The organism is Clostridium sp. BJN0001 (assembly GCF_022869825.1).
Lineage (GTDB): Bacteria > Bacillota > Clostridia > Clostridiales > Clostridiaceae > Clostridium.
On sequence record NZ_CP094971.1, the window covers coordinates 1,473,329 to 1,499,442 of the forward strand.

General features: G+C 27.5%; 24 protein-coding genes. 3 read left to right on the plus strand and 21 right to left on the minus strand.

The features are described 5' to 3' along the window. Positions 1–73: 73 nt before the first annotated feature. The gene (locus MTX53_RS07100; protein WP_244833026.1) at positions 74–1,630 is read left to right on the plus strand and encodes an ABC-F family ATP-binding cassette domain-containing protein; all 1,557 of its coding nucleotides are present in this window, start codon (positions 74–76) and stop codon (positions 1,628–1,630) included. Between the two features lie 216 nt (positions 1,631–1,846). Further along, on the plus strand, positions 1,847–2,269 hold the full coding sequence (locus MTX53_RS07105; RefSeq protein ID WP_244833027.1) for a YjdF family protein: 423 nt from the start codon (positions 1,847–1,849) through the stop codon (positions 2,267–2,269). A 39-nt stretch (positions 2,270–2,308) separates the two neighbouring features. On the opposite strand, the gene MTX53_RS07110 is transcribed toward MTX53_RS07105, so the two are convergent. From MTX53_RS07110 to MTX53_RS07180, 15 genes are all read right to left on the minus strand, one after another. Continuing rightward, on the minus strand, positions 2,309–2,893 hold the full coding sequence (locus MTX53_RS07110; RefSeq protein ID WP_348521773.1) for a YdcF family protein: 585 nt from the start codon (positions 2,891–2,893) through the stop codon (positions 2,309–2,311). Between the two features lie 96 nt (positions 2,894–2,989). After that, positions 2,990–3,958 (minus strand): SDR family NAD(P)-dependent oxidoreductase, encoded by a 969-nt coding sequence (locus MTX53_RS07115; protein ID WP_244833029.1) that lies wholly within the window; start codon positions 3,956–3,958, stop codon positions 2,990–2,992. 236 nt (positions 3,959–4,194) lie between these two features. Then, the gene (locus MTX53_RS07120) at positions 4,195–4,410 is read right to left on the minus strand and encodes an aspartate dehydrogenase (protein WP_244833030.1); all 216 of its coding nucleotides are present in this window, start codon (positions 4,408–4,410) and stop codon (positions 4,195–4,197) included. Between the two features lie 131 nt (positions 4,411–4,541). Continuing rightward, positions 4,542–4,787, minus strand: coding sequence for a hypothetical protein (locus tag MTX53_RS07125; protein WP_244833031.1), 246 nt, complete (start codon positions 4,785–4,787; stop codon positions 4,542–4,544). Between the two features lie 67 nt (positions 4,788–4,854). After that, positions 4,855–5,568 carry an acyl-ACP thioesterase domain-containing protein gene (locus MTX53_RS07130; protein ID WP_244833032.1) on the minus strand — a complete coding sequence of 238 codons (714 nt, stop codon included), beginning with the start codon at positions 5,566–5,568 and terminating at the stop codon, positions 4,855–4,857. Positions 5,569–5,651: 83 nt separating this feature from the next. After that, positions 5,652–6,893 carry a cation diffusion facilitator family transporter gene (locus MTX53_RS07135; protein ID WP_348521774.1) on the minus strand — a complete coding sequence of 414 codons (1,242 nt, stop codon included), beginning with the start codon at positions 6,891–6,893 and terminating at the stop codon, positions 5,652–5,654. A 33-nt stretch (positions 6,894–6,926) separates the two neighbouring features. After that, positions 6,927–8,351 carry a SpoIIE family protein phosphatase gene (locus MTX53_RS07140; RefSeq protein WP_244833033.1) on the minus strand — a complete coding sequence of 475 codons (1,425 nt, stop codon included), beginning with the start codon at positions 8,349–8,351 and terminating at the stop codon, positions 6,927–6,929. A 32-nt stretch (positions 8,352–8,383) separates the two neighbouring features. Beyond that, positions 8,384–8,665, minus strand: coding sequence for an STAS domain-containing protein (locus MTX53_RS07145; protein ID WP_244833034.1), 282 nt, complete (start codon positions 8,663–8,665; stop codon positions 8,384–8,386). Then, the gene (locus MTX53_RS07150) at positions 8,666–10,675 is read right to left on the minus strand and encodes a methyl-accepting chemotaxis protein (protein WP_244833035.1); all 2,010 of its coding nucleotides are present in this window, start codon (positions 10,673–10,675) and stop codon (positions 8,666–8,668) included. 22 nt (positions 10,676–10,697) lie between these two features. After that, positions 10,698–11,084, minus strand: coding sequence for an ATP-binding protein (locus MTX53_RS07155; RefSeq protein WP_244833036.1), 387 nt, complete (start codon positions 11,082–11,084; stop codon positions 10,698–10,700). 145 nt (positions 11,085–11,229) lie between these two features. Further along, positions 11,230–12,441 (minus strand): DUF819 family protein, encoded by a 1,212-nt coding sequence (locus MTX53_RS07160; protein WP_244833037.1) that lies wholly within the window; start codon positions 12,439–12,441, stop codon positions 11,230–11,232. Positions 12,442–12,657: 216 nt separating this feature from the next. After that, complete coding sequence (locus MTX53_RS07165) at positions 12,658–14,268, minus strand: cell shape-determining protein (RefSeq protein ID WP_244833038.1); 1,611 nt, start codon at positions 14,266–14,268, stop codon at positions 12,658–12,660. A gap of 79 nt (positions 14,269–14,347) precedes the next feature. After that, positions 14,348–15,007 carry an HAD family phosphatase gene (locus tag MTX53_RS07170; RefSeq protein WP_244833039.1) on the minus strand — a complete coding sequence of 220 codons (660 nt, stop codon included), beginning with the start codon at positions 15,005–15,007 and terminating at the stop codon, positions 14,348–14,350. Next, positions 14,994–16,199 carry an AI-2E family transporter gene (locus tag MTX53_RS07175; RefSeq protein ID WP_244833040.1) on the minus strand — a complete coding sequence of 402 codons (1,206 nt, stop codon included), beginning with the start codon at positions 16,197–16,199 and terminating at the stop codon, positions 14,994–14,996. Before MTX53_RS07175 ends, MTX53_RS07170 begins: the two co-directional genes overlap by 14 nt. A gap of 102 nt (positions 16,200–16,301) precedes the next feature. Next, positions 16,302–16,961 carry a hypothetical protein gene (locus MTX53_RS07180; RefSeq protein WP_244833041.1) on the minus strand — a complete coding sequence of 220 codons (660 nt, stop codon included), beginning with the start codon at positions 16,959–16,961 and terminating at the stop codon, positions 16,302–16,304. A 307-nt stretch (positions 16,962–17,268) separates the two neighbouring features. Here MTX53_RS07180 and MTX53_RS07185 point away from each other — a divergent pair, with 307 nt between their 5' ends. After that, positions 17,269–17,748 carry a CarD family transcriptional regulator gene (locus tag MTX53_RS07185; RefSeq protein ID WP_244833042.1) on the plus strand — a complete coding sequence of 160 codons (480 nt, stop codon included), beginning with the start codon at positions 17,269–17,271 and terminating at the stop codon, positions 17,746–17,748. 57 nt (positions 17,749–17,805) lie between these two features. Here MTX53_RS07185 and MTX53_RS07190 read toward each other — a convergent pair whose 3' ends face one another. The 6 genes from MTX53_RS07190 to MTX53_RS07215 all read right to left on the minus strand — a co-directional run bounded on the left by MTX53_RS07190 (position 17,806) and on the right by MTX53_RS07215 (position 26,047). After that, positions 17,806–19,098 carry a homoserine dehydrogenase gene (locus MTX53_RS07190; protein WP_244833043.1) on the minus strand — a complete coding sequence of 431 codons (1,293 nt, stop codon included), beginning with the start codon at positions 19,096–19,098 and terminating at the stop codon, positions 17,806–17,808. 182 nt (positions 19,099–19,280) lie between these two features. Beyond that, the gene (gene aspS / locus MTX53_RS07195) at positions 19,281–21,077 is read right to left on the minus strand and encodes an aspartate--tRNA ligase (RefSeq protein ID WP_244833044.1); all 1,797 of its coding nucleotides are present in this window, start codon (positions 21,075–21,077) and stop codon (positions 19,281–19,283) included. Positions 21,078–21,317: 240 nt separating this feature from the next. Further along, positions 21,318–22,748 carry a coproporphyrinogen III oxidase gene (locus MTX53_RS07200; protein ID WP_244833045.1) on the minus strand — a complete coding sequence of 477 codons (1,431 nt, stop codon included), beginning with the start codon at positions 22,746–22,748 and terminating at the stop codon, positions 21,318–21,320. A gap of 13 nt (positions 22,749–22,761) precedes the next feature. Further along, entirely contained in the window at positions 22,762–23,361 is a 600-nt protein-coding gene (locus MTX53_RS07205; RefSeq protein ID WP_244835475.1) for an MBL fold metallo-hydrolase, read from the minus strand. Positions 23,362–23,375: 14 nt separating this feature from the next. After that, positions 23,376–23,825: a D-aminoacyl-tRNA deacylase gene (dtd, locus tag MTX53_RS07210; protein WP_244833046.1), complete on the minus strand. Its 450-nt coding sequence runs from the start codon at positions 23,823–23,825 to the stop codon at positions 23,376–23,378. A 17-nt stretch (positions 23,826–23,842) separates the two neighbouring features. Next, positions 23,843–26,047: a bifunctional (p)ppGpp synthetase/guanosine-3',5'-bis(diphosphate) 3'-pyrophosphohydrolase gene (locus tag MTX53_RS07215; RefSeq protein ID WP_244833047.1), complete on the minus strand. Its 2,205-nt coding sequence runs from the start codon at positions 26,045–26,047 to the stop codon at positions 23,843–23,845. Positions 26,048–26,114 lie beyond the last annotated feature (67 nt).

Genomic DNA, 26,114 nt, shown 5'->3' on the forward strand with positions numbered 1-26,114 from the left:
GAGTGATAAAAAAATTTTGACAACTTTAAATACTATAAGTAAAATAATAATATCACACTTTTTGGAGGAATATATGAGTATACTTACATTAAAACACGTTAATCACGGCTTTGGTGACAGAGCAATTCTTGAAGATGTATCCTTTAGATTATTAAAAGGAGAACATGTAGGTTTAATTGGTGCAAATGGTGAAGGTAAATCAACATTTATGAATATAATAACAGGAAATCTTATGCCTGATGAAGGAGACGTAATATGGTCTAATAATGTAAGAGTAGGCTATATGGATCAGCATGCCGTTTTAAAGAAAGGAACTACAATAGGAGATTCTCTTAAAACTGCTTTTAAATATTTATTTGATCTTGAATCTGAAATGAATTCTCTCTATGAAAAAATGGGCGATGTAGATGAAAATGAAATGAATAAAATGCTTGAGAAAACTGCTGTAATTCAAGATATGCTTGATCATAATGGATTTTACATAATTGACAGTAAAGTTGAAGAAGTTGCTAAAGGTCTTGGGCTTTTAGATTTAGGACTTGATAAGGATGTAGATGAATTATCTGGTGGACAAAGAACTAAAATTCTTCTTGGAAAACTTCTTCTTGAAAACCCTGATATTCTTCTTTTAGATGAGCCTACAAATTATCTAGATGAAGAACATATTAACTGGCTTAAAAATTATCTTATAAATTATGAAAATGCATTTATTCTAATTTCACATGACATTCCATTTTTAAATTCAGTAGTTAATCTTATTTACCATGTTGAAAATAGAATTTTAACAAGATATGTTGGAGATTACAACGAATTTTTAAGACTTTACAATTTAAATAAAGAAAAATTAGAGCAGGCTTACGAAAAACAGCAGAAAGAAATTGCAAAGTTAAAAGATTTTGTTCAAAGAAAGAAAGCAAATGTAGCAACAGCTAATATGGCAAAATCAAGACAAAAAAAGCTTGATAAAATGGATATAATAGAACTTAATAAAGAAAAGCCAAAACCAGAATTTAATTTTAAAATTGCAAGAACTTCTGGAAAAACAATATTTGAAACTAAAGATCTTGTAATTGGATATGATTCTCCTCTTACTAAAAAGCTTAATATTCTAATGGAAAGAAATCAGAAAATTGCATTAGTTGGAGCAAATGGTCTTGGTAAATCTACTCTTTTAAAAAGCCTTCTTGGAATAATAAAACCTCTTGACGGAGAAGTTATAAGAGGTGATTATCAAGAAATAGGATACTTTGAACAGGAAGAAAGAGAATCTAATAAAAATACATGTATTGAAGAAGTATGGAGTGAGTTCCCAGGATTTACTCAATATGAAGTACGTGCAGCACTTGCAAAATGTGGACTTACTTCAAAGCAGATAGAATCACAGATAAGAGTTTTATCAGGTGGTGAGGCTGCAAAGGTAAGACTTTGCAAAATTTTAAACAGAGAAACTAATATACTCGTTCTTGACGAACCTACAAACCATCTTGATGTTGATGCAAAAGATGAATTAAAAAGAGCATTAAAAGAATATAAAGGAAGTATCCTTCTAGTTTCACATGAACCTGAATTCTATAAAGATATAGTAACTGAAACATGGAACTGTGAAAATTGGACATTAAAGACAATATAATAATTCTTACTATAAAAGAAGCTGGTTTTAAAATAACTAGCTTCTTTTATTTAGCATAATATTGTATTTTATAAACTGCTTTGATAAAATGGTAAACAGAGATAAAAACACAGTTTCTGTTGGTAGTCAGAACCTATATAAATTTAATATAGCAGTAACCTGCCCTCCTGGGGTTGTCCATTCTCTGAGATTTTTACTTAACAGGAGGAGATGTTTATGTTAACATCAATTAAATTAACAGTCCTTTTTAAAGAACCTTTTTGGATAGGTGTCTTTGAAGTATATGAAAATGCCGGCTATAAAGTATGTAAAGTTACTTTTGGAGCAGAACCTAAAGACGAAGAGATCTATAGCTTTATATTAAAAAGATTTAAAAAATTAAAGTTCAGTAGTTTAATTACTAATTCAAATCAAAAATCAGTTATAAAGCGAGAAAATCCTAAAAGAGTTTTAAGAAAAATAAAAAAAGAAATTAAAAGTGATGGTATAGGAACTAAAGCTCAAATAGCTTTAAAAAAACAGTTTGAAGAAAGTAAATTAATTCACAAGAAAAATAACAAAAAGCGAAAAATTGAAACAGAGGACAGAAAATTCAAATTAAAGCAGCTAAAAAGGAAAGTAAAACATAAAGGACATTAAATTTTAAAACAAAAACTAAAATAAGTTAGATTCTATATGTTAGTATCCTAATATGTAGAATCTAATTACTGCAGGAATTTCTCTTAGGAAACCTATTCTTTCATGATTTTTATATGGAGTAACATATACACCTGAATAAGAAGCATTAAGATTTATTTTTTCAGCCATTAAAGATGCCCTTTTTAAATGAAACTTATTTGATACTATTATAGCTGTTTTAAATCCTTTCTCATCCATAATCTTCTTTGAATTAATTAAATTTTCCATTGTGGATTCTGATTCATCTTCTACTATAATTTTCTCTTCATCAATTCCATTTTCTGATAGTTCTCTTTTTATAGCTTCTCCTTCTGAAATATTTTCTCCAGATCCTTTTCCACCAGAAGCTATTATGTAATCTGCATATCCTTCTTTTATAAGCCTTTCTCCTTCTTCTATTCGCCAACTTAAAAATGGACTAGGTGTATCTCCATATACACTACAACCAAGAACTATAATACAATCGGCTTTTTCAGCTTTAGCATTTTTACCAAAACTCTCTACATTAAATCCTACTAAAATAATAATAGCAAAACCTATTATAATAAATGAACTAATTATTTTTATAAATTTCAAATATATCACCTCCTATAAGCACTATTATATCAAATAAAAAAAGCTAATGAAATTAATAAAATTTCTTTTCATTAACTCTTTTAAATAAAATTATATTTACTTAATTTATTTATCTGCTTCTATATATTCACGTAATTTTGTAAGTCCTTCTTCTAATTTTATATTAATTTCCCATCCTAATAATTCTTTTGCTTTAGATGAATCTAATACTGAACGCTTTACATCGCCTTTTCTTGGCCCTTTAACTATAATATTAGGTTCAACATCAAATACATTCACTATTTCATCGTATATATCAAGAATAGATACTTCTTCTCCAGAACCAATATTAATAACCTCATTAGTAAATTTTTCTGTTGCAAGTAAATTTGAATTAACAATATCATCTACATACACATAATCTCTAGTACATCCTCTAGGCATATCATCATACGTCATTAATATAGACTGCTTGTTATTATAAATATTATCTAAAAATATAGGGATTACTCCACATTCCCCGTCTGCTATTTGTCTTGGCCCATATACATTTGCATAACGTAGTACATTATACTGAAAATCATATTTTTCAGCATAAATATTAATATATTTTTCTGCTAAAAATTTATCTATAGAATATGGAGATATTAACTGAGGCATGTCTGTTTCTTTAGATTTTTCATCTCCAATAATTTCCTTAGAAAGTGCGCCACCCGAAGAAACAGTTATAATTCTTTTTACATCATATTTATGTGCTAAATCAAGTAGATTTAAAAAACCAATTATATTTATACTTAAATCATATCTTGGATTTTCTACCGAATATATTACAGATTTTTGTGCTGCATGATGATTTATTATATCTGGCCTATACCGCTCAAATACCTCGTCTAATCTTCCAAAATCTCTAATATCTACATTACAAAAAGTTAAATTTTCATTATCTAATAAATGCTTAATGTTATTTAAAGATCCTGATGATAAATTATCTACTATTATAACTTCATATCCATCACGTAAATACCCTTCTGCTATATTAGAACCTATAAAGCCTGCCCCACCAGTCAATAATACCCTCTTGTTAGTTGAATTCATAAAATTTGTCCTCCTAAAATTTACCAGCTATATATATTATACACTATAAATACTATTCTTTTAAATTAAAATTTATTTTTACCATAAAATAAATCCTGCATTCTTACATAAATAATAGGCAAAAAATAGCCTGCATATCCTTCATTTAATATTTTAATCATCATTATTGAAGAATGTGCAGACTATTTAATCTGAAAAATTTTTAGTATTCAGTTTTTATGAATTAAGTTTAATAACTAATATATCTTCTCTACATTATCTACTTTATAATCGCTCTTAAATTTTTGTAAATCTTTATCATTCTTAATTAAACATATATCAATAAATTTACCAGTTTTAATTTCCATGAATCCTGCTGTTTTTTCTCCTGTACATACACTACATTTTAATACAGGCTTGTACTCTTTAGAGTCAAACAAAACTGTCATTTTCTTCTTTTTCTTAAAAAACATTAAATTCACTCCACTATAAAAAAATATTTTGATATATTATATTCGTATAGTTTTAAAAAATACTTAAAGCCTAAATCAAAATGTATAAAAATTTCTTTATTTATTTTTCAATTTTATAACATAAAATCTACTTAAATGAATATAACTATCCCTGTGCATATAACCCATACTGCAAGTACAGCTGCATTTATTTTTGCATCTTTTTTTGTTATTTTATCTTTATGCTTTCGCATATATAAATTATCTGCCAAAGATAAAATAGCCCCAAATAAAAACAATAAATTCCATAAGCTATACGGAAGTACTTTAAAAAATACGAGTACATTTGCTGCTGAAAGAATTAACATTGCTATATTATATAGTTTAAATATTAACATTTGTTTATCACCCCTTAAATTAAGTTTATCATATTATTTTACATTAAAAAGAAATTATTTTAAATAGCTAATATAATTCAATAACAGCACTTTTTTTATCATTGCTTTTTACTGTAATAATATGTTTACCATCTACTTTTGAATAAAAGCACATAATTTTGCTTCCATATACTATTTCTTTTTTATATAAAATTCTTACATTATTAAATATTGAATTTTTATATATGTTTTCAGGAAGAATTTCATATGCCATATCAAGATAGCTTAAATTATGCATATGATTATTTAAATCAATATCTCTTCTCTGAATTTTAAATTCCTTTTCAAATAAAAATTCATTAACTCTGACATCTTTAATTTCTTCAGAAAATGCCTGCTTTTGAGGTTCTACTTCATATAATTTTTTAATATCATCTGTTATTTTAATAGGTCTTCTTTTTTCAGTATCCATTAATATCCATCTTGATGTTCCAAGTGCTATGCTATTACAGCCTTTATCTATAATTTCAAAATCACGATACGCACATAGACTTTTAATTTTTCTTGGCCATGTCTTTGCAATTACTATATCATTATACATAGGTCTTTTATTAACTTTAATCTTCCAGTCAAGCAGTATCCATACTTTCTTTTTACTTTCTATATCTAAAACTCCATAATGAACAGTCTGAGAATGAAGACATGCAATATCTTCCATTATGCTAAGAAGTGCTTTATTAGTAGCATAATTATTTCTGCCTATATATTCTATCCCTATTCTATAATTTTTCTCAAATATCAAAATAGTCACTCCTTTATCTTATCATGTACTTTTTTAAAAAAGCAGACAAGCAATATTTTTTAAGATTCTTATCTGCTTTTCTTTTAAACAAATGGTTTATCAACTTTTATAACTGCATTATAGTTTGGCCATTTTTCTTTTATACTCTTTGATATTATGCTTTTTATTTCTTCATCTGATTTATTAATATCAAATGGAACAACAACATCAAAAATCAAATTCGTATGAGTATTACCATTAACCATTCTAAAATCATGTATTGAAAGCTCATTATTATATTCCTTAACTAAATCATTAACTTTCATCTTCATATTCATTACCTCTTTATTATTAATATCAAGAGGATCCATATGAATAACAGCTTCGCAGTTAAGTTTTTTACTTAATTCAACCTCTATTCTATCTATGCAATCATGTATCTCATAAATATCAGAACTTCCAGGAATTTCAGCATGAAGTGATATTATACGTCTTCCAGGGCCATAATCATGAACTATAAGATCATGCATTCCACATATTTCTTTATGTGCTAACACTATCTTTCTTATACTATCTAAAAGTTCTTTGTTTGGAATATTTCCAAGAAGTGGATTTATTGTATCTTTTGCAGCACTATATCCTGAATATAATATAAATGCAGATACTAAAATTCCAGATATCGAATCAAAATTATAACCTGTAATTTTATAAACAATTATAGAGATTAAAACTACAAATGTTGCTATAGAATCTGTAAAACTATCAAGAGATGTAGCACTCATTGCTGAAGAATTAATCTTTTTAGAGATAACTTTATTATAATAAGACATATATAATTTTGCTATTATTGATATTATAAGTATTGCTATTATAATAGGACTTCCATCTAAAGGCTCTTTATCAAAAAGCTTTGAAAATGAAGATTTAAAAAGTTCAAATCCCATTAAAATAATAGCCATAGAAACTATAAACCCTGAAATATATTCTATCCTTCCATGACCAAACGGATGCTCTGTATCTGGCTTTTTATCTGCCATCTTAAATCCTATAAGAGTGACTATTGAAGAGCCTGCATCTGAAAGGTTATTTACTGCATCAGCAGTAATTGCTATAGAACCACTTACAGAACCTGCAATAAACTTTACTATGAATAAAAATATATTAAGAGTTATTCCAAGAACTCCGCATACAATTCCATATAACGTTCTAACTTTAGGATCATTTACATCTTCACTATTTTTTATAAAAATTCTTGTAAGTATTTTTATCATACACTTTATATTAAAATTTATTAAAAACCTTAATATTTTTCCTCCTTTATCTTTTATCCATCTTATAGTATACACTCTTTTATGTTTCTATTTCAATATTTTCTATGTTTAAAGTATCTGCATACCGATAAAAGTACAGTCATCTTTTAAAGATCCCTCTTCTATTATAATATCTTCTATATAATCATTTAAATACTTTATAAAATCCTTCATTAAAACTTTCCCAAGGTACTTTTTTATAATATCATCTAATATAAAATCCATTCCATCAGTAAATAAATAAAATTTATCTCCCTTTTCAAACTTTATTGTAATTTGAGAAAATTCACTATTATCAAACATTCCTAAAAAAGATCCTGGAATACTTATAGTTTTTGCTTTATCTTTATTTTTCTGATAGATAAAACTATTCATTCCAGCACCTACTATAGTAAACTCTTTCTTTTCAAAATCTATAGAAAATGAACATACTGCAATATAATTTTCTTCATAATAATTTATTAATCTCTTATTTAAATTTTGTACTATTTTCATAGGATCAGGTTTATTTGTATTTTTAAGTTCCTGCATATATAAAATATCAAAAGCTGATATATTAAGTGCTGCCGATACTCCTTTTCCCTTTACATCTGTAATCATTCCTATTAGATAATTATCATTAACTTTTTTGATTCTATAAAAATCTCCACTTACAATTCCTGATGGTTTATATATTTTTTCAATGTTTACTTTATCTATCGGATAATCTAATTGAAGACTATTTGTCTGATATGTATATGCCCTATCAAGTTCTTTTTTCTCATCTGTAATATCTTTAAAAAGTACAATCATCTTAGAATGTCCATTATGCTCAAAATAGCTGCTTGAAATACTAGCATTCAATTTCTTCCCATTTTTTAAATTAAAGTTGTAGCAGTCATAATAATTTACTTTCTTATCCATCTTTAAATTCATTATTTTTTTATGCATTCTCTTTTGATCTTTCTCATTTAAAAATGAATATAAACTCTTCCCTATCATTTCTTCTGGCTTTATACCTATGAGCTTAGATGCATGCTCATTCATTTCTACAACCCTATTATCTTCTAATATAATTATTGCAATTGGAAAGTTATTCATCATATTAAAGTACTTGCTATTTCTATTTTCTATTTTTTTATCATAAACTTCTTTTTCTGTAATATCAGTACTCCTTACAAGCATCTTTATAATCTTTCCATTAATATCTCGTATAGGATTATACGAGATATTAATAAATTTATTAAGTTCTGGAATATAAATATCACCTGAAATAGCTTTTCCTATCTTTAAACTTTTTTCAAAAAGACACCCTTTGCATGTCTCATTTCTATTTAACATTTGATAACATTTCTTTTTTATAATTTTATCACTTTTTATACCATAAAAAGAATATCCTGATTTATTAAGAAAATAAACTGTCTTATCTAGATTAAGCACATTTATTATATCTTTTACATAATCTAAAGCATCTAAATGTTTCATATCTTCTTTGCTATCAGTTTTATCTGTCATATCTAATTCTTGTCCTCTCTTATTAGCCTTAATTAGATTATTTTAAAAACTTTATTAAGTCTTGTCATTTTGAATAATTTTAAAACATCTGGCTTCATTGATTTAAGTACAATATCACCATTTTTTTCAACACATTTTTTATAAACTGAAACAATAGTTCCAAGTCCTGTACTATCAATAAAACTACATCTTTCAAAATTGAAAATAAAATTTATAGTTCCATCATCTATATATTTATTTATATTTTGTCTAAATTTCTCTACTTCATCAACTATAAAATTATCAGGTATATATATTTCCTTTTCACTAATCATTTATTTCACCTCATATTTAAATTTCTCAACAAGTTTTAAAAGTTCTTCAGACATAGCACTTGTTTCTTCTGCTGTAGATGTAAGATTCTCAACAGCTTCAACCTCTTGATTTATTGCTGTAGCAACATTTTCACAGTTTGCGCTATTGTTTTCACTTATTGTTGCTACTTCATTTATTGTCTTTACAATCTTATCTGAAGATGCAACCTCATCATTTGTGATATCAAGTATTCCAGATATATGTTCTATAATATTTTCTATTGCTTTTAATATATTTAAGAATGCTTTATCAGTTTCTGAAACAATATTCACACCATTTTCTACTTTTTTATTAGCTCTTTCCATACATGATACAGCATTTTTAGTTTCATTTGTCATTCTATTTATTAAATCTGAAATTGCCTTTGCTTTATCATTAGATTCTTCTGATAATTTTCTTATTTCTTCTGCTACAACACTGAATCCTTTTCCATGTTCTCCTGCTCTTGCAGCCTCAATAGATGCATTAAGTGCGAGAAGGCTTGTCTGATCTGCAATATCATTTATTGTTGTAACTATTCCATTTGCTTCTTTTGATAAATCAGAAACTGCAAAAAGAGCTTTAGATGTTTCTTTGCTTTCATTTTTTATTCCATCTATTGCGCTAACTGTCTCTTGAACTTTTTCTCTTCCAAGAGAAGCTACGTCTTTAGATTCAAGTACATTTTTATTTGCTGATTCTGCTCTATTTTTAGCAAGTTGTACAAGACTTGATAACTGCACAAGAATTTCAGATACATTAACAACTGACTTGTTTTGAGTTTCTGAATCATTAGCAACATTTGTAATCGCAGCATCTATCTCTTCTGTTGTTGCACTTATTTCCTGTGATGATGACGATAAATCTTCTGAAGCCTTAGTAAGCTGTTTTGATGCACCTTCAACATTTCTTACAATATCTTCTATATTGCAAAGCATATCGTTAAATTCTCTTTCAAGTTCACCAATTTCATCTTCATTTTTAGTCTCTGTCTTTACTGTAAGATCTCCCTGTCCTGCTAATACCATAGCTTTTTTAAGTTTTTTAAGTGGATTTATTATTCCTTTTACAGAATAAAAATATGCCCATATTAAAGCTATAATAATTGCAACTAATGAAATCCCTATAGTATTATTTCTTATTTCTGTTGCTGCTTTCATGCATTCATTATAATCAGCAGTTACGCAAATACACAAATTATCTGCTACATGGAATGAACAATATTTTTTATTCTTCTCATACATATATAAACCTTGAGCTTCATTTTGATTTTCTGCTAAATCATACATAGATTCAAGGTTAGAATCTCCTAAATCACTTATCTTTTTATCTGAACCTAAATCCTGATCTGGATGATAAACAATATTTCCTTTATCATCTAATATGCATATGTATCCCTTTTCTCCAATTTTAACATCTGAAATATAGTCTGCTAAACTTGAGAATTTTATATCAGCTACAATAGTTCCTATAACACTTCCATTATTGCTTAATGGGTAAGAAATACATATTGAAGAATTATTTGTTGATCTTGAAACTAATACTCCACTTATAGATTCTTTCTTATCAGATAAAGTTTCTTTTATATAATCTCTATCACTTAAATCTATATCTGGATTTTTACTACTACTATTAAGTATTACTTTTCCATTACTATCTGTAATAATAATATCTTCAATAATTGCACTATTCTGATTTTTAACATCACCTATGTATTCAAAAACTGAATCTTTATATGATTCATCAGAGCTCTTCTCTAAAAGAGAAATCTCTTTATTTAAGCTCACATTTTTAGCTACACTTTTTGCCAAATTAATTTGTCTGTTTATTAATTTTGCATTTTCAGAAGATTCTATATCCACTTGCTTTTTCATTGAAGATTCAAGGGCTTTTGCGGCCATATTATAAGAAATAACTCCAAGAATAAACATAGGTGCAATTATTAGTATAATAAATCTAATCATTATTTTTGTTTTCAGTGAAATTTTCATTTTTTACACTCCTTTTTAGATTTTAAAGTAAAATTTTCTTAATGCTGATAACGCCTTTTCCTATTTTTACTTCATCGCTATATGATTTTATAATCTCTAATCCTCTACCCGATTCTGATAATATATTATCATCTGATTTTTTAATATCTTCATAACCAAATTTTCTACTTCCACAGTCTTTTACAGAAATATTTATACTATCTTTGTCTAAAGACCATGTTATAATTATTGGTTTTTTAGAATTACCCATATTTCCATGATAAAAAGCATTCGTAATTGCCTCTATCATTATGAGCTTTACTTCAAATATTTTTTCTTTTATATTCAGCATAGCTGTTACATTATCAATCTTACTTGCTAAATTTTTTATACCATATAAAACTATTTTACCATCTGAATATTTAAACATAGTTCCCCCTTTCCTTGTATTATTATACATCATTATTCATTATATGCTAATTTTTTTACATTAAAACTTAATTACAATTTTTATCCATATAAATAATCAGTAAAAAAAGGCTGTCATATTTCTATGACAGCTTTAAAATTAAAGTTTAAGCTCCTAAAATGCTTCCTATTATTATTCCAAGATACGTTCCAAGAACATATCCTAAAGTTCCAATAAGCATAACTGGTCCAACAAGTTTAGTCCATCCCTTTGATATTGCCATCGCAGCTGCAGTTGTAGGTCCTCCTATATTTGCATTTGATGCAAGAACAATATCTTCAATATCAAATTTTAATATTTTACCAAAGACAAGACAAAAAATAATATTTGTTGCTGCTATAGTAAATGTAAATACGAATAATAATGGAGCATTCAAAATTATCAATTTAATCGATGCAGGTACACCTATTACAAAGAAAAATAAATAAATTAAGTAAGTTCCTATTTCATTATAACCTGATAAAGTTTTAATTCTTTTTTCAAATCCAGTAGATATAATAATTGAAATTGTAGTAATCCATACATACTGACTCCCAAAGAAAGTATTAAACATATCAAGTACCATATTACCTTTAGGTATTATACTAGATAATGAAGATGATATAAATTTTGATAATGTAACAACAAGTGCTGCATATGCAAAATCTATAGCAATATCTTTTAAAGAAATTTCTTTTTTTGACCAATATTTTGCTACTATATTCTCATCCTCAGATTTACATGATTTTGATTCAATTAAATCAATATGTGGATGTTTGAAATGTTTTTTTATAAATTCCATAGATGGAATCGTAAGAAGCGCAAATATTGAACATGCTGTAACTAAATTATCTGCTACTGTAGTTGCCGATATTATTGTTTTTGATGTATTAAAAGCATCAGCTAAGGCAGTATAATTAATACCTCCTCCTATATATGATCCTGTCATCATAGCAGCTACTTTATTAAGCTCAGGAATATAATCTTTAAGCATAAAGAAGCTAAAAACAGCACCTATACATGAACCTAAAGAGCCAATTAAAAATATTATAAGCATTCTTCCAGATTCTTTCCATATTTTCTTCATATTGCATTGAATTAAAAGAAGAGGAATAGCCATTGGAACTGCAAATCCCCATATTACATCATCATATAAAGGACAGCTTGTCGGAATTATATTTAAGTTTGTAAATACAAGCGCAAATATTAAAACTATAATTGCTCCTGATATTTTAGATGCCCACTTATATTTCTGTTCAAGATATATTGAAACTGCAACAGAAATTAACATTATCGATAATAATGTCCATGTATCATCAGCCTTAATTAATGTATTCATTAAAATACCTCCATATCATTTGTCATCAATTATATAATATAACAAAAGATTTCTATTAAAAGAACCAGCAGCATACTTTTTTTTACTATACGTGACACTAATTCATTCTATTATAGACAATTAATATGAAAATATACTAAAAAAAGATCCTCACAAAATGTGAAGACCTTTTTATATTAAATTATTAGATTAATATTATGAACATTTACTTTAATTTTATTTTTGCTCTTCTTCATTATTTGAAGAAACATTTGAAAATGAATTAACAATTATATATTTGTTGTCTCCAACTTTAATATATTTTATATCTACAGTATCTCCTATCTTTGTAAGTGCTGCTTCTCGTGCTATTTCTGTAGATACTGAATAAATGTTATCATCACCTTTAAGCTTTATATCATAAATACTATTTCCATCTTTTAATACGAGCCCAATTCTTTCAACCTCTCCACTAATTTCTTGGTCATTATTTCCACCTTTTAAAGAAATATTAGTATCAGTAAGAGATTCTAAGTATTTATTAAGTGCTGACTGAACACTATCTCCTACACCAATAGTATTATAATTTTTCACATTAACCATGGCATATTGTTTTACAAGACCATTAGAATCTTTAAGTGTCATAAAATAAGTAGGTTCATTCTGTATATTAATTAAATATGGGAATGTTGCTGTATATTCATACTGCTGAACTTTTCCTTCTGCAGATTTCATTCCTGCATTTTCAGTTGCTCCTGATGTTTTATACATCATAGTCTTTCCAGTTCTTGTATCTGTAAGAGTAAAACCAACTAATGATTCATCACTACCTACTGAAGTTATTCCAGTATAATAATAACATTTATTATTATTATTATATATCATTGTCATTCCATCAGTTGTTTCAAGCTTATCTTTATCAGTAAAGTTTAAAATACCATGAACAAGCTTTCCCCACTTATTAAGATATCTATTTGTATACTCCATTGGCTGTATTCTATCTATCCACTCTGGTGCATCTTCTATGCCGTAAGTATTTGACTCACCAGTTTGAGCATCCATAACAAGTACACCTATAGCTTTACTTTCTTCAATGCCTACTGCATTATCGTATCTTGTAATAACGTAATAAGGTTTTCCTGTATCATCTAATTCAAAAGTAAAATCAGTGTGTCCTGCTTTCATATCTCTTAAATATGCTGCTCTTTTAAGGCTACTAAAGATATATGATGAATCAAGATACTTAATATGCAGATCTTCTCCATTAAGATTTGTTACAAGCTGCACATCATTTTGGTTAGTAGCACTAACCTTTATGTATCCTTGAGTACCAACTCTATTAGAAAACCATTTTAAAAATGATGAATGCTCAAGAGGTGCAACATAATAAAGTTCGCCATTTATTGACTGAAGAGTTAACTCACCAACTGTTACCTGACTTCCAAGACTAGATATTTCTCCAAGTTTTTTGTCTGCAAGCTTAAATGCTAAATCTTTATCAATAGTAGGAAGCTGATTTAAATCTATATATTTAATTTCACTCGAAAAATCTACTTCTTCTATATTTCCTATTAAATTTCTATGAGATTTATAATTTATAATAGGACTAAAAAATAATGCGGTAACCGCATATACTAAAAACACTATAGCAGATGCCATTATATATCTTTTATCCTTTTTTAGTATTCCAAATCCTAATGAACATAACACAAAAATTATTGAAATAAGAAATGCATTTAAACTAAAATCAAATATAAGTCTGTTAAAAATGAGCAAAAGTAGTGCGATTATAATATACACTGGTATCAGAACTGTTATAAACTTAAATATATTATTTTCTTTATTCATAGATTAATCCCCCTATTTCTTTTATAGTAACTATTATATCATAAAAGGTTTTTAATTACCATATAAGTATGATAATTTTTTAATTATTTTTTATAAGATACTCTTTAACCTCGCTAAGATCATTAAGCACTGCTATTGGAAGGTTTTCATTTGTTTTTTCTAATTTCTTTAAATCAGGAACCTGGATTGATTTTATTGATGCTCTACTTGCTGCTATAACTCCTGCATCAGAATCTTCTATAACAAGACAGTTATCTACATCTAATTTTAATCCTGCTGCAGCTTTTAAAAATATTTCAGGATTTGGTTTTGAATTTACTACCTGATCTCCACATATTAAATAATCTGATATATTTAAAACTCCTATTCTATCTAAAAGTTCAGATGCTCTTCCCCTTGATGTTGATGTTGCAACAGCTATTTTATACCCATTATCTTTAAGATATCTCATTATATCATCTAGACCTTTTTTAGCTATATTAGGAGTATTATCAACTGTATCTATAGATATTTTTCTCTTTTTTTTATAAATTTCATCAAATGGAATATCATCTCCATAAAAATCCATAAAAAGTTTTTTACATGCTTTTACATTTCTTCCTATTAAGGTTAGATAAAATTTCATATCCATTGAATATCCATAATCTTTCATTACAGTTTTAAAAGCATTAAATGATGGTATTTCTGTATCAACTAAAACTCCATCCATGTCGAATATTACACCCTTAATTTTCATCATCACTATGCGCCTCATTTCTATTTTTTATATAATCTTCTGTTCTTATTTTTAATCCTTTTTTTCTTAAACGATCCTCTATCTCATTTTTAATTAATACATATATTACAGCAAATAAAGGAACCCCTATTATCATTCCTATAATTCCAAGGAACTTACCTGTAACAAGTATTGCAAATAATATCCAAAATGCAGAAATACCTATTGAATTTCCTAATATCTTAGGTCCTATTACATTACCATCAAGTTGCTGAATTATAAGTATTATCAAAATAAACCATAAAGCCTTTATTGGTGATACAAATAAAATTATTATAATTGCAGGAACAGCTCCTATTATTGGTCCAAAAAATGGAATAATATTAGTTATTCCTATTATTACTGCTATTAAAAGATTATACGGCATCTTAGTTACAGTAAGAACAATAAATGTAAGCACTCCTATTATAAATGAATCTAATATTTTTCCAACAATAAAATTTCCAAATGTATCATTAGTCATATTTACAATATAAAGCAATTTATCAGATATTCTCTTGCTAAATAATGCACAGACTATTTTTTTTGAAAGAGCACAGAATCGCTCTTTATCAATTAAAAGATACATTGATATTATTGTCCCTAAAATAATATTCCATATGCTTGATGCAATCATTCCTAAAACGCTTCCAATTATAGGTATGAAATTTGTTCCTAGTTTTATTATGTAATTTATAAATTCATTAAAATTTCCATTCAATATTCTAAGATATTCATTCTGAATGTTTAAATTCATCAAAAGCTTGTCTGTAAACTTAACTGATTCATTTATGTACAACGGAATATCATTAACTAGTCCAATTATACTAGAAACAAGCTGAGGAAGCATAAATTTTGTAAATGTAAAAATCAAAAGTGCTGTTACTATATATGTTAAAAATAATGAAAAACACCTTTTAATTTTACTATTTAAATTTAGTTTTTTTATAAAACCTATACTAAATATATTATTTTCAAAAAATTTTAATACAAAATTCAAAATATATGCAATTGCAAATCCTATAATAAATGGCTCTAGTATACTTAGTGCAGCGCTTATTTTATCCAGTAATTTTTCAAATTCTGATATACATTTAAAGAAAATAATTACTGCACATGATACTAGAAAAGCATATATGGAAATTGTAGTATATTTCTTATTCCATTCAATTTTCATATTCAATACTCCTCTTCTATATAATATCTTACTATATTTTACTACATTATTTAAAAGAATTATATCAAATATTAATTAATTATAAGATTTTATCTATCTTTCTTAAGCTTTTTTTCTATAAAGATAAATCGTGAGATTGTTTTCATTTTTTGAATCTTTAAGTTTTACGACCTGTTTTTTACTACCATCAAAAAATTCTACTGCTTTATCAAAATACATAATTTTACCATTGTTAACACAGCACAATATTCTTTTATCATCATTACGAATTTTATTTATATTAATTTTACCTTTAGTATTATTTTTTAGGAGTTCTTCTATTTTAGTAATAAATTTTTCTATCATGCTTATTGTTTTTAAAAGTTCTTTATACTCAATAGATTTACATGGATACTGATTTTTAAACTCATAAAGCATATCATCAATTTTATTTCTGTCAAATATTCCTTTAAAAGATATGTCATATGATATTTTATCAATAATACAGTTCATTCTATAAAAACGTATATTACTGAATGATATAAGAAGGAAAATTATAGCAGTTAAAATTAGTGGAATCGCTAAATAATATATTTTGTACAAAAGGAAACTAAGAATAACCATAGCAATAAATTTTTTTCTTGCTTCTTCATATCTTTCTATCCCATTTTTTATAATCACACTATATGAATTCATTCTATCCATTATTAATTTTTTATTCTTATTATTTATCTTTGCTTCTTCCAAATACTTTTTACAATATAATCCTCTTCCCTTTTTCATAACCTCATCCCTTAATTAATTTAATTTACTTTATTTTACATTATGTATTTCTTATCTTCAATGAATAAATTTAGAGTATATTTCTTATATTCTATTAAAAATTCATAATATTAATTTTGAAATAGTAAAATACTTCATCATTTGTTAGAAAATTATTGTAAAAAATGTTTATTACCGTCGTTTAAAATTTTCTTTAACTATTTGTCCTATACTTATTGACTGTTATATCTATATATGCTATTATAAAGTTTTATATTTTTTGAGTTTTGTGGTATAATATAAATATATAATAAAGGAGGTGATATAATTGTTTTCTATCGGTGACAAAGTAGTTTACCCTATGCAGGGGATAGGTATTATCGAAAAAATAGAAAATAAAACAATATCAGATGAGGAGAAAGAATACTTAAAAATCAAAATTCTATCTAACGACATGGAAATAATGATTCCAACAGATAGAATAGAGACTTCTAATCTAAGAAAAATTAGTGATAATTCAGAATTAACAAATGTTATAAATGTTTTAAGTGATGATGATAGTTCATCTGAATATAACGATTTATCATTTAAGGAAAGATACCAATTGAATTTTAATAAAATAAAAACTGGTACTCTTGAAAATAGTGCTGAAGTAGTGCATGATTTGATGCTAATAAAAAAGAATAAGAATTTAAATTCTTCTGAAAAACAACTTTTAAAAACGGCACGAAGATTTCTCGTTGATGAAGTTTCTGTTATGAAAAATATTTCAACCACTGAAACGACCGAGCTATTAGGCTTAAATTAATTATTTCAATATAAAAGAAGGGCTATTAAAGCCCTTCTTTTATATTACTAATAAATATTATTTAAAATCTTCTATTCTTATCATATTCTCAATCTCAACTACATTTTTAAGATCTCCAATTTGTTTCATAGCTTTTTTAAATTCGCCTTCTGTTGTCATATGTGTAACTATTACTATAGTAACGTTTCCGTCTTCATTTTCTTCACCTTTTTGAATGACTGATCTTATACTTACATTATTCTTTCCAAGCACTGAAGTAATATCAGACAATACTCCTGGTTCATCTTTTACAGAAACTCTAAGATAAAACTTACTCTTTACATCCTTCATAGGAAGAATTTCTCTATCCCAAAGATTATTATTAACTTCTGAAACTTCATTTTGAATACCACTTCTTATTATAGAGACTATATCAGAAACAACAGCACTTCCTGTTGGAAGATCCCCTGCTCCTCTTCCATAAAACATAACATCTCCAACTGCATTACCATTAATAAAAACAGCGTTGAATGAATCATAAATGTTTGATAAAGGATGCTTTTTCGGTACCATTGTAGGATGAACTCTAAGCTCTATTTTACCATCTGTTTCTTTAGCAATAGCAAGAAGCTTAATACCCATCTTAAATTCTTTTGCATACTGCATATCAACAGATTCAATCTTTGTAATACCTTCTCTATATACTTTTTCAAGATCAATCTTTGTTCCAAATGCAAGAGATGCTAAAATAGCAAGCTTATACTGTGCATCATATCCTTCAACATCTGATGTAGGATCTGCTTCTGCATAGCCTTTATCTTGAGCTTCTTTTAATGCATTTTCAAATGAAGAACCTTCAAGTTCCATTTTACTTAAAATATAGTTTGTTGTTCCATTTACTATACCATAAAGCTTTTCTATTTTATTTGCAGTAAGACTTTCATCTATACCTTTAATTATAGGAATTCCACCTGCTACACTAGCCTCATACTTTAGCATAACTCCCATATTGTTAGACATCTTAAATAGTTCATCACCATCAGTTGCAAGAAGCATCTTATTTGCTGTTACAACATGTTTCTTATTTTTCATGGCTTTTAATATATATTCTTTAGCAGGATTCATCCCACCCATAACTTCAATAACTATCTTTATAGAATCATCATTTAATATATCATTATAATCAGTCGTAATTAAATTGTCAGGAACATCTACCCCTCTTTTTTTATTTTTATTCCTTACAAGTATTTTAGATACTTCTACTTCATATCCTGCTCTTTTTCTTATTTCTTCTTTATTTGAATTTAATATCATCCAAACACCTCGGCCTACAGTACCTAGACCTAAAAGTGCAATTTTAATCTTCTTCATATACCTGCCCCCTTAAAAATTGTAAAATGAATATGTTATTTTTATTATAATGCTATTTAAGCCTTTTTTCTAGTTATTTTTAGCAATCTATTGAAAATCTAGCTGAATAAATGATAATTCAGATAAAAAAAGAATAAGATTAATGCAATTTTGCATCAATCTTATTCTTTTCGTACTTATTTCTATTTATCAGAATCTTCTTCGATTTTAGTACTTGATAACTTTAATTCATCAAGCTGTTTCTTATCTACAACATTTGGTGCTTCAGTTAAATAACAGAAAGCATTTTGATTCTTAGGGAATGCAATAACATCCTTAATATTTTCTGTTCTTGCTAAGAACATAATCATTCTATCAAGTCCAAATGCAAGACCACCGTGTGGTGGTGCTCCATATTTTAATGCTTGAAGCAAGAATCCAAAATTGTTCCATGCAGCTTCTTTACTAAATCCAAGTGCTTTAAGCATTCTTTCCTGAATAGCTGTATCATGTATTCTTATAGATCCTCCACCAAGTTCTTCACCATTTAATACTAAATCGTATGCTTTTGAACGTACTTTTCCTTGATCTGATTCAACAAATTCAAGATCTTCATCCATAGGTGCTGTAAATGGATGATGGCATGCCATGTATCTGCCTTCTTCATCGCTCCATTCGAATAATGGGAATTCAGTTACCCATGTAAAGTTATATTCATTTTTATCTTTAACAAGATCAAATTGTTTTGAAAGTTCAATTCTTAAAGCACCAAGGCTCTGGAATACTACAGGATTCTTATCTGCAACTATTAAAATTGCATCTCCTGTTTCAGCATCCATTGTCTTAACAATCTTTTCTGTAACTTCATCAGTTAAGAATTTTGCAATTGAAGATTTAATTCCATTTTCTTTAAGCTGAATCCATGCAAGACCTTTAGCTTTATATGTCTTAACGAATTCTCCAAGTTTATCAAGAGGCTTTCTTCCAAGAAAAGCTCCACCTTTTAAACATAATGCTCTTACTGATCCACCATTTTCAATTGCTGATTTAAATACATTAAAGTCCATGTCTTTAACATCATCTGAAATATCAGTTATAAGCATTTTAAATCTTACATCTGGCTTATCTGATCCGTATTTTTCCATTGCTTCTTTAAATGTCATTCTCTTTATAGGAAGTTTAACATCTACGTTAGCAATTTCTTTAAATATGTATGCAATAAGACCTTCAGCCATTTCCATTACATCGTCTTCTTCAACGAAGCTCATTTCCATATCGACTTGTGTAAATTCAGGCTGTCTGTTTGCTCTTAAATCCTCGTCTCTAAAGCACTTAGCTATCTGAAAATATTTATCAAATCCAGATATCATAAGAAGCTGTTTTAAAAGCTGTGGTGACTGTGGAAGTGCATAAAACTTTCCAGGGAAATTTCTTGATGGAACAAGATAATCTCTTGCACCTTCAGGAGTACTCTTTGTTAAAATTGGTGTTTCAACATCTAAAAATTCCTTATTATATAAGTATTCACGAATAGCTTTAGTTGTCTTACTTCTTATCATAAAAATCTTTTGCATATCAGGTCTTCTAAGATCAAGGTATCTATACTTAAGTCTTATATTTTCAGCTGCATCAAGATTTTCTTTTATATAAATAGGCGGAGTTAAAGATTCTGAAAGTATTTTTATACTTTCGCACTGAAGCTCTACATATCCTGTCTTCATCTCTTCATTTATATCTTGTCTTTTTACAACCTTTCCTGTAACTGCAATACAGTATTCAGGTTTAACTGTCTTAGCTTTTTCAAAAGCTTCTTTATTTATTTTTTCTCCAAAAACGACCTGCATAATTCCAGTTCTGTCTCTTAGATCAATAAATTCAAGACCTCCAAGTTTTCTATTTTTCTGAACCCATCCCATTAACGTAACTGTTTTATCAATTTCGTTTTTAGATGGTTCTGCGCACATCATAGTACGTTTTAATCCATTTAAGGCTTCACCCATTTTTATTATTCCTCCTTTAATATTTAACATTTCTCTCTTTTTTTATACATCTTTACTTTAAGATGCTTTTTAGCTAAATATTATTTTAAAATATTTTTTGTTATTATTATTACATACAATTTTAAACTAAAATGTCTTTTTATATACAATTTTACAATAACAATTCTAAATTTGTTTATCGTTAATTGCCCATAAGTATTATAATACTCTTTGCAATATAAATAAACAATGATTTAATCTTTATTTATATATAGTATCTAATAAACTAATTTTACCATCAATAAGTGAATCAACTCTATTTACATATTCAGTTACATTTTTTAAATTAGGATATCTATCTATCTTATTTCCAGAAAAATTAACAATTTTAGAAACCGCTCCTGCTCCTAGAGCAATTGTTGTCTCTCTTTCCTCAATCATCTGAATATTATAGTGACATTCTTTTCCATCTTTACAATAACCGACATTTTCAAGATTTCCCACCATGTTTTTCTGTCTATACATATAGTAAGGAGAAAGCTTAAGCTCAGATACTAAATTTCTCGAAATCTGATACATTTTAAGTATTTCTTTATGTTCTGTCATCTTTATTCCCTTATTAAGTACAAACTCTTCATGCATTCTCGAGCCTCTTTTTAAAGAAAGTCCATGTACTGTAATACTATCAGGTTTAAGTTTTAAAAGTTCATTTTTAGTTACAGTCATTTCAGATTGAGTTTCATTAGGAAGTCCTATAATTATATCCATATTGATATCATCAAATCCAAGCTTTCTTGCAAGATTAAATTTTTCAATAATATCACTTTTTGAATGAGTTCTTCCAATTAAGTGAAGAGTCTTATCATTCATAGTTTGAGGATTTATACTGATTCTCTTAACCATGCATTCTTTCATTGTCTTAAGCTTATTTTCTGTAATTGTATCAGGTCTTCCACATTCAACTGTAAACTCAGTTTCATTCGAATCTTTTATAAACGCATTATAGATTTCATCCATAACCATCATAAACTCTCCATCACTCACAGCTGTTGGAGTACCTCCTCCAAAATAGACACACTCTATTTTTAAATTTTTTTCTTTTATGTAACTTCCTAAAGCTCTTATTTCTTTTCTAAGGGCTTCAAGATATGGTACGACCATCTTGCCATTTGTTTTAAGAGAATTTGATACAAAAGAGCAGTACAAACATCTAGTTGGACAAAAAGGCATGCCTATATATACAGAAACAGTATTTTGATCTCTGTTAACAAACTTTTCTTCATTTTTTGCAACTTTAATACAAAGTTCTGCTTTTTCTTTAGATGCAAGATATTTATTCTTAAAAATATCTATTATCTCTTCTTCTGATTTTTCTTCTTTTAGATAATTAAGTGCTATCTTAGATGGTCTTATACCTATAAGTATTCCCCATGGATGCTCATCGCCTGTAATTTCTTTTAGACATCTAAAAAGAAACCTTCTTATAGAGTCTTTAACATCATAGGCATCTAGTTCAGATTTTTTGTTTAATTTCATACTATTAAATGTAATATTATTTCCATCTATGATAAGTCTATATGAAGATTCATCATATGACGTAAATTTTATTTCAGTCATTGGGAAATAAACATTAAAAAGCTGAAATACCTGATAATTATAATTTGTGTCATTTAAATAAATATTTATTTTCATAATTCTGTCCTTTTTAATCAATATACGGATTCATCGCTTTCTCATATCCAAGATTTGTTTTTGGTCCATGCCCTGGATAAACATCAATATCATCTGAAAGTTTAAAGAGCTTATTTTTTATGCTTTTAACAATCTCCTCATAGCTACCGCCTTCAAAATCTGTTCTTCCTACAGAACCTTGGAAAAGAGTATCTCCAGTAAATAACATATTATCTATCAAAAACGATACCGAACCTTTTGTATGCCCAGGAGTTTCTATTACTTTTATCTTTTTACCTGCAAAATTAATTTCATCATTTTCTTTTAAATATTTATCTGCTTTTCTTAATTTTCCAAATATTTCTGTATTTTTCATCATATATTCTTCATCTTTTTTACTAAGATAAAATGGAATATTGTAAAGTGATGAAAGTTCTTCTACGGCATCTACATGATCAGCATGACCATGTGTTAAAAGGATAAGCTTTGGAACGCCGCCTATGCTTTTAATCGCTCTTATTATCTTTTTACTATTTCCACCTGGATCTATTATGCAAATTTCATTTTTGTCTTCATCTAATAACAGATAGCAGTTTTCTTCATAAAGTCCTGCCAGTATTGAATTTACTATTATCATCTACTTCACTCCTAAAATGTTTTTTTGCTGTCTAAAAGTATTGTTACAGGGCCATCATTTACGATATTTACTTCCATATCCGCTCCAAAAATACCTGCTTCAATCTTAAGACCTGATTCTTTTAATAAAGAAATAAATTTATTATATAAATTTATCGCTTCATCACCATTCATAGCTGCCATAAAATTCGGTCTGCGACCTTTTCTACAGTCTCCATACAATGTAAACTGAGAAATACATAAAATTTCCCCATTCGTATCTAAAATAGAATTATTCATCTTTCCTTTTTCATCATGAAAAATTCTTAGATTAATTATTTTATCTTTTATATATTTAAGATCATCTATTGTATCATCATCTGTGATTCCTATAAGCACATTAAATCCTCTATCAACTGAGCCTACAATTTTTCCAGAGACTTTAACAGATGATGATTTTACTCTTTGAATTACCGCTCTCATTTTTATCACCTTTTTATCTAATTGTTAAGCCTATAAACATCAATTACACCTTTTATCTTTTTCATTTTTTTCATAACATCTTTTAGTATATCAACTGAAGGAATCTTCAATTTTATATTTATAAAAGCATATACTTGTTTATTTAAATTGGCATTAATTGCATTAAGCTGAAGCTTTTTATCAGAGATTACGCTCATTAAATCCGAAATAAGCCCATTTCTATCCTCTGCTTTAACCTGTATTTCTGCAAAATACTCATTTCCCTTAGAAGTTCCCCAACTTACATCAATTACTCTTTCCTTATCAGTATCTATAAGATTTTTTAAATTCTCACAATCTTTTCTATGAACTGATACGCCTCTTCCTTTTGTTATATATCCAAGAATTGCATCTCCCGGCACCGGATTACAGCATTTAGCAAATCTAACCATAAGATTGCTTTCACCCTTAACAAAAATTCCATATGAATTATCAGATTTTTTGTTTTCAGTTTTAACTATATGTTCATCAATAGCTTTAGTTATAGCCTCTTGATCCTCTTTTTCATGTATAGGCTTTTCTATTCCATTTTCTTCTTTAAGTTTTGAAATAAATGAAGATACACTTATATCTCCAACACCAATTATATCATAAAGATCATCAATATTATGTACATTATATCTTTTTATAAGTCTCTCATAAGTATCACCTTTTGAGATTTCAGCTAATGAAACATTCTGTTTTTTAAGTTCTTTATCAAGCTGTTCTTTTCCTTTTGCAATATTTTCTTCTTTTTTAGCTTTTTTAAACCACTGTTTTATTTTACTTTTAGCCTGATTACTTTTTGCAATATTAAGCCAATCCATTTTAGGGCCTTTTGAATTTGAAGATGTAAGAATTTCTACTATTTCACCTGTTTTTAATTTATAATCAAGAGGAACTATTTTACTATTAGCTTTCGCACCTATACACCTATTGCCAACATCTGTATGAATTCTATATGCAAAATCAATAGGGGTTGCTCCTGCACATAAATTAATAACAACACCTTTTGGAGTAAATACAAAGACTTCATCTGAAAATAAATCTATTTTAAATCCTTCCATAAATTCTTCTGCATCAGATGTTTCCTTCTGCCACTCTAGCATATCACGAAGCCATGCAAGTTTCTTTTCAAATCCTTTATCTTTTGAATCTCCGGAAGCATTACCTTCTTTGTATTTCCAATGCGCAGCAATACCATATTCTGCTGTCTTATGCATTTCAAATGTTCTTATCTGGATTTCAAATGTTTTTCCTTGTGGTCCAATTACTGTAGTATGAAGCGATTGATACATGTTTGGCTTAGGCATAGCTATATAATCTTTAAATCTTCCTGGTATAGGTCTATATATTGTATGTACTATTCCAAGTACTGCATAGCAGTCTTTTACTGAATTTACCAAAACTCTTATTGCTGTAAGATCAAATATCTGTTCTATACTCTTATTTTTATTGACCATTTTTCTATAAATACTATAGAAATGTTTAGGTCTTCCTTCTATATCAGATGTAATTCCAGAATTTTGTAATCTTTCGTGAAGATCTTTTACGATTTCATTTATATAATTTTCACGTTCAACTCTTTTTTCAGCAATTTCATCAACAAGTTTATAATATTCTTCTTCTTTCAAATATCTAAAGCAAAGGTCTTCAAGTTCCCATTTGATTTTAGACATACCTAATCTATGTGCTAAAGGAGCATAAATATTAAGTGTTTCTTTCGCTTTTCTCATTTGTTTTTCTTTTGGTGTGAATTTAAGCGTACGCATATTATGAAGTCTATCAGATAGCTTAATTATTATCACACGTATATCTTTAGCCATTGCAAGAAGCATTTTTCTTACATTATCAGCTTGCTGTTCTTCTTTTGTTTTATACTGCATTTCACCTAACTTTGTAAGTTTTGTAACACCTTCAACAAGATCAGCTACTTCCTTGCTAAAATTTTCTGCTACAAGTTCATATGTAGCATTTGTATCCTCAATTACATCATGAAGAAGACCTGCAATAATTGTATTTGTATCCATCCCGAGATCTGCAAGTATCTCAGCAACCGCAATCGGATGAATTATATATGGCTCTCCGGACTCTCTTTTCTGTCCGTTATGAGATTTCTCTGCGAAATCATAGGCTTTTTTTATCATATCGATATTGACATTATGGCAATTTTTATCAATTTTTTCAAGTAATTTTTCAATCATAAGGTGTTCCCCTTTTTTTGTCAAATAGTTTTGAATTAAATTCAAAGGCTGGTTAAAAACCAGCCTT

Bases quoted from the DNA above. Each gene is read 5' to 3' on its own strand.
- MTX53_RS07165 (WP_244833038.1), bottom strand. From the start codon at position 14,268: ATGAATAAAGAAAATAATATATTTAAGTTTATAACAGTTCTGATACCA.
- MTX53_RS07125 (WP_244833031.1), bottom strand. From the start codon at position 4,787: ATGTTAATATTTAAACTATATAATATAGCAATGTTAATTCTTTCAGCA.
- MTX53_RS07140 (WP_244833033.1), bottom strand. From the start codon at position 8,351: ATGACAGATAAAACTGATAGCAAAGAAGATATGAAACATTTAGATGCT.
- MTX53_RS07190 (WP_244833043.1), bottom strand. From the start codon at position 19,098: ATGAAGAAGATTAAAATTGCACTTTTAGGTCTAGGTACTGTAGGCCGA.
- MTX53_RS07200 (WP_244833045.1), bottom strand. From the start codon at position 22,748: ATGAAAATAAATATTTATTTAAATGACACAAATTATAATTATCAGGTA.
- MTX53_RS07170 (WP_244833039.1), bottom strand. From the start codon at position 15,007: ATGATGAAAATTAAGGGTGTAATATTCGACATGGATGGAGTTTTAGTT.
- MTX53_RS07150 (WP_244833035.1), bottom strand. From the start codon at position 10,675: ATGAAAATTTCACTGAAAACAAAAATAATGATTAGATTTATTATACTA.
- MTX53_RS07115 (WP_244833029.1), bottom strand. From the start codon at position 3,958: ATGAATTCAACTAACAAGAGGGTATTATTGACTGGTGGGGCAGGCTTT.
- MTX53_RS07145 (WP_244833034.1), bottom strand. From the start codon at position 8,665: ATGATTAGTGAAAAGGAAATATATATACCTGATAATTTTATAGTTGAT.
- aspS (WP_244833044.1), bottom strand. From the start codon at position 21,077: ATGGGTGAAGCCTTAAATGGATTAAAACGTACTATGATGTGCGCAGAA.
- MTX53_RS07155 (WP_244833036.1), bottom strand. From the start codon at position 11,084: ATGTTTAAATATTCAGATGGTAAAATAGTTTTATATGGTATAAAAAAT.
- MTX53_RS07120 (WP_244833030.1), bottom strand. From the start codon at position 4,410: ATGTTTTTTAAGAAAAAGAAGAAAATGACAGTTTTGTTTGACTCTAAA.
- MTX53_RS07175 (WP_244833040.1), bottom strand. From the start codon at position 16,199: ATGAAAATTGAATGGAATAAGAAATATACTACAATTTCCATATATGCT.
- MTX53_RS07180 (WP_244833041.1), bottom strand. From the start codon at position 16,961: ATGAAAAAGGGAAGAGGATTATATTGTAAAAAGTATTTGGAAGAAGCA.
- MTX53_RS07215 (WP_244833047.1), bottom strand. From the start codon at position 26,047: ATGATTGAAAAATTACTTGAAAAAATTGATAAAAATTGCCATAATGTC.
- MTX53_RS07100 (WP_244833026.1), top strand. From the start codon at position 74: ATGAGTATACTTACATTAAAACACGTTAATCACGGCTTTGGTGACAGA.
- MTX53_RS07160 (WP_244833037.1), bottom strand. From the start codon at position 12,441: ATGAATACATTAATTAAGGCTGATGATACATGGACATTATTATCGATA.
- MTX53_RS07105 (WP_244833027.1), top strand. From the start codon at position 1,847: ATGTTAACATCAATTAAATTAACAGTCCTTTTTAAAGAACCTTTTTGG.
- dtd (WP_244833046.1), bottom strand. From the start codon at position 23,825: ATGAGAGCGGTAATTCAAAGAGTAAAATCATCATCTGTTAAAGTCTCT.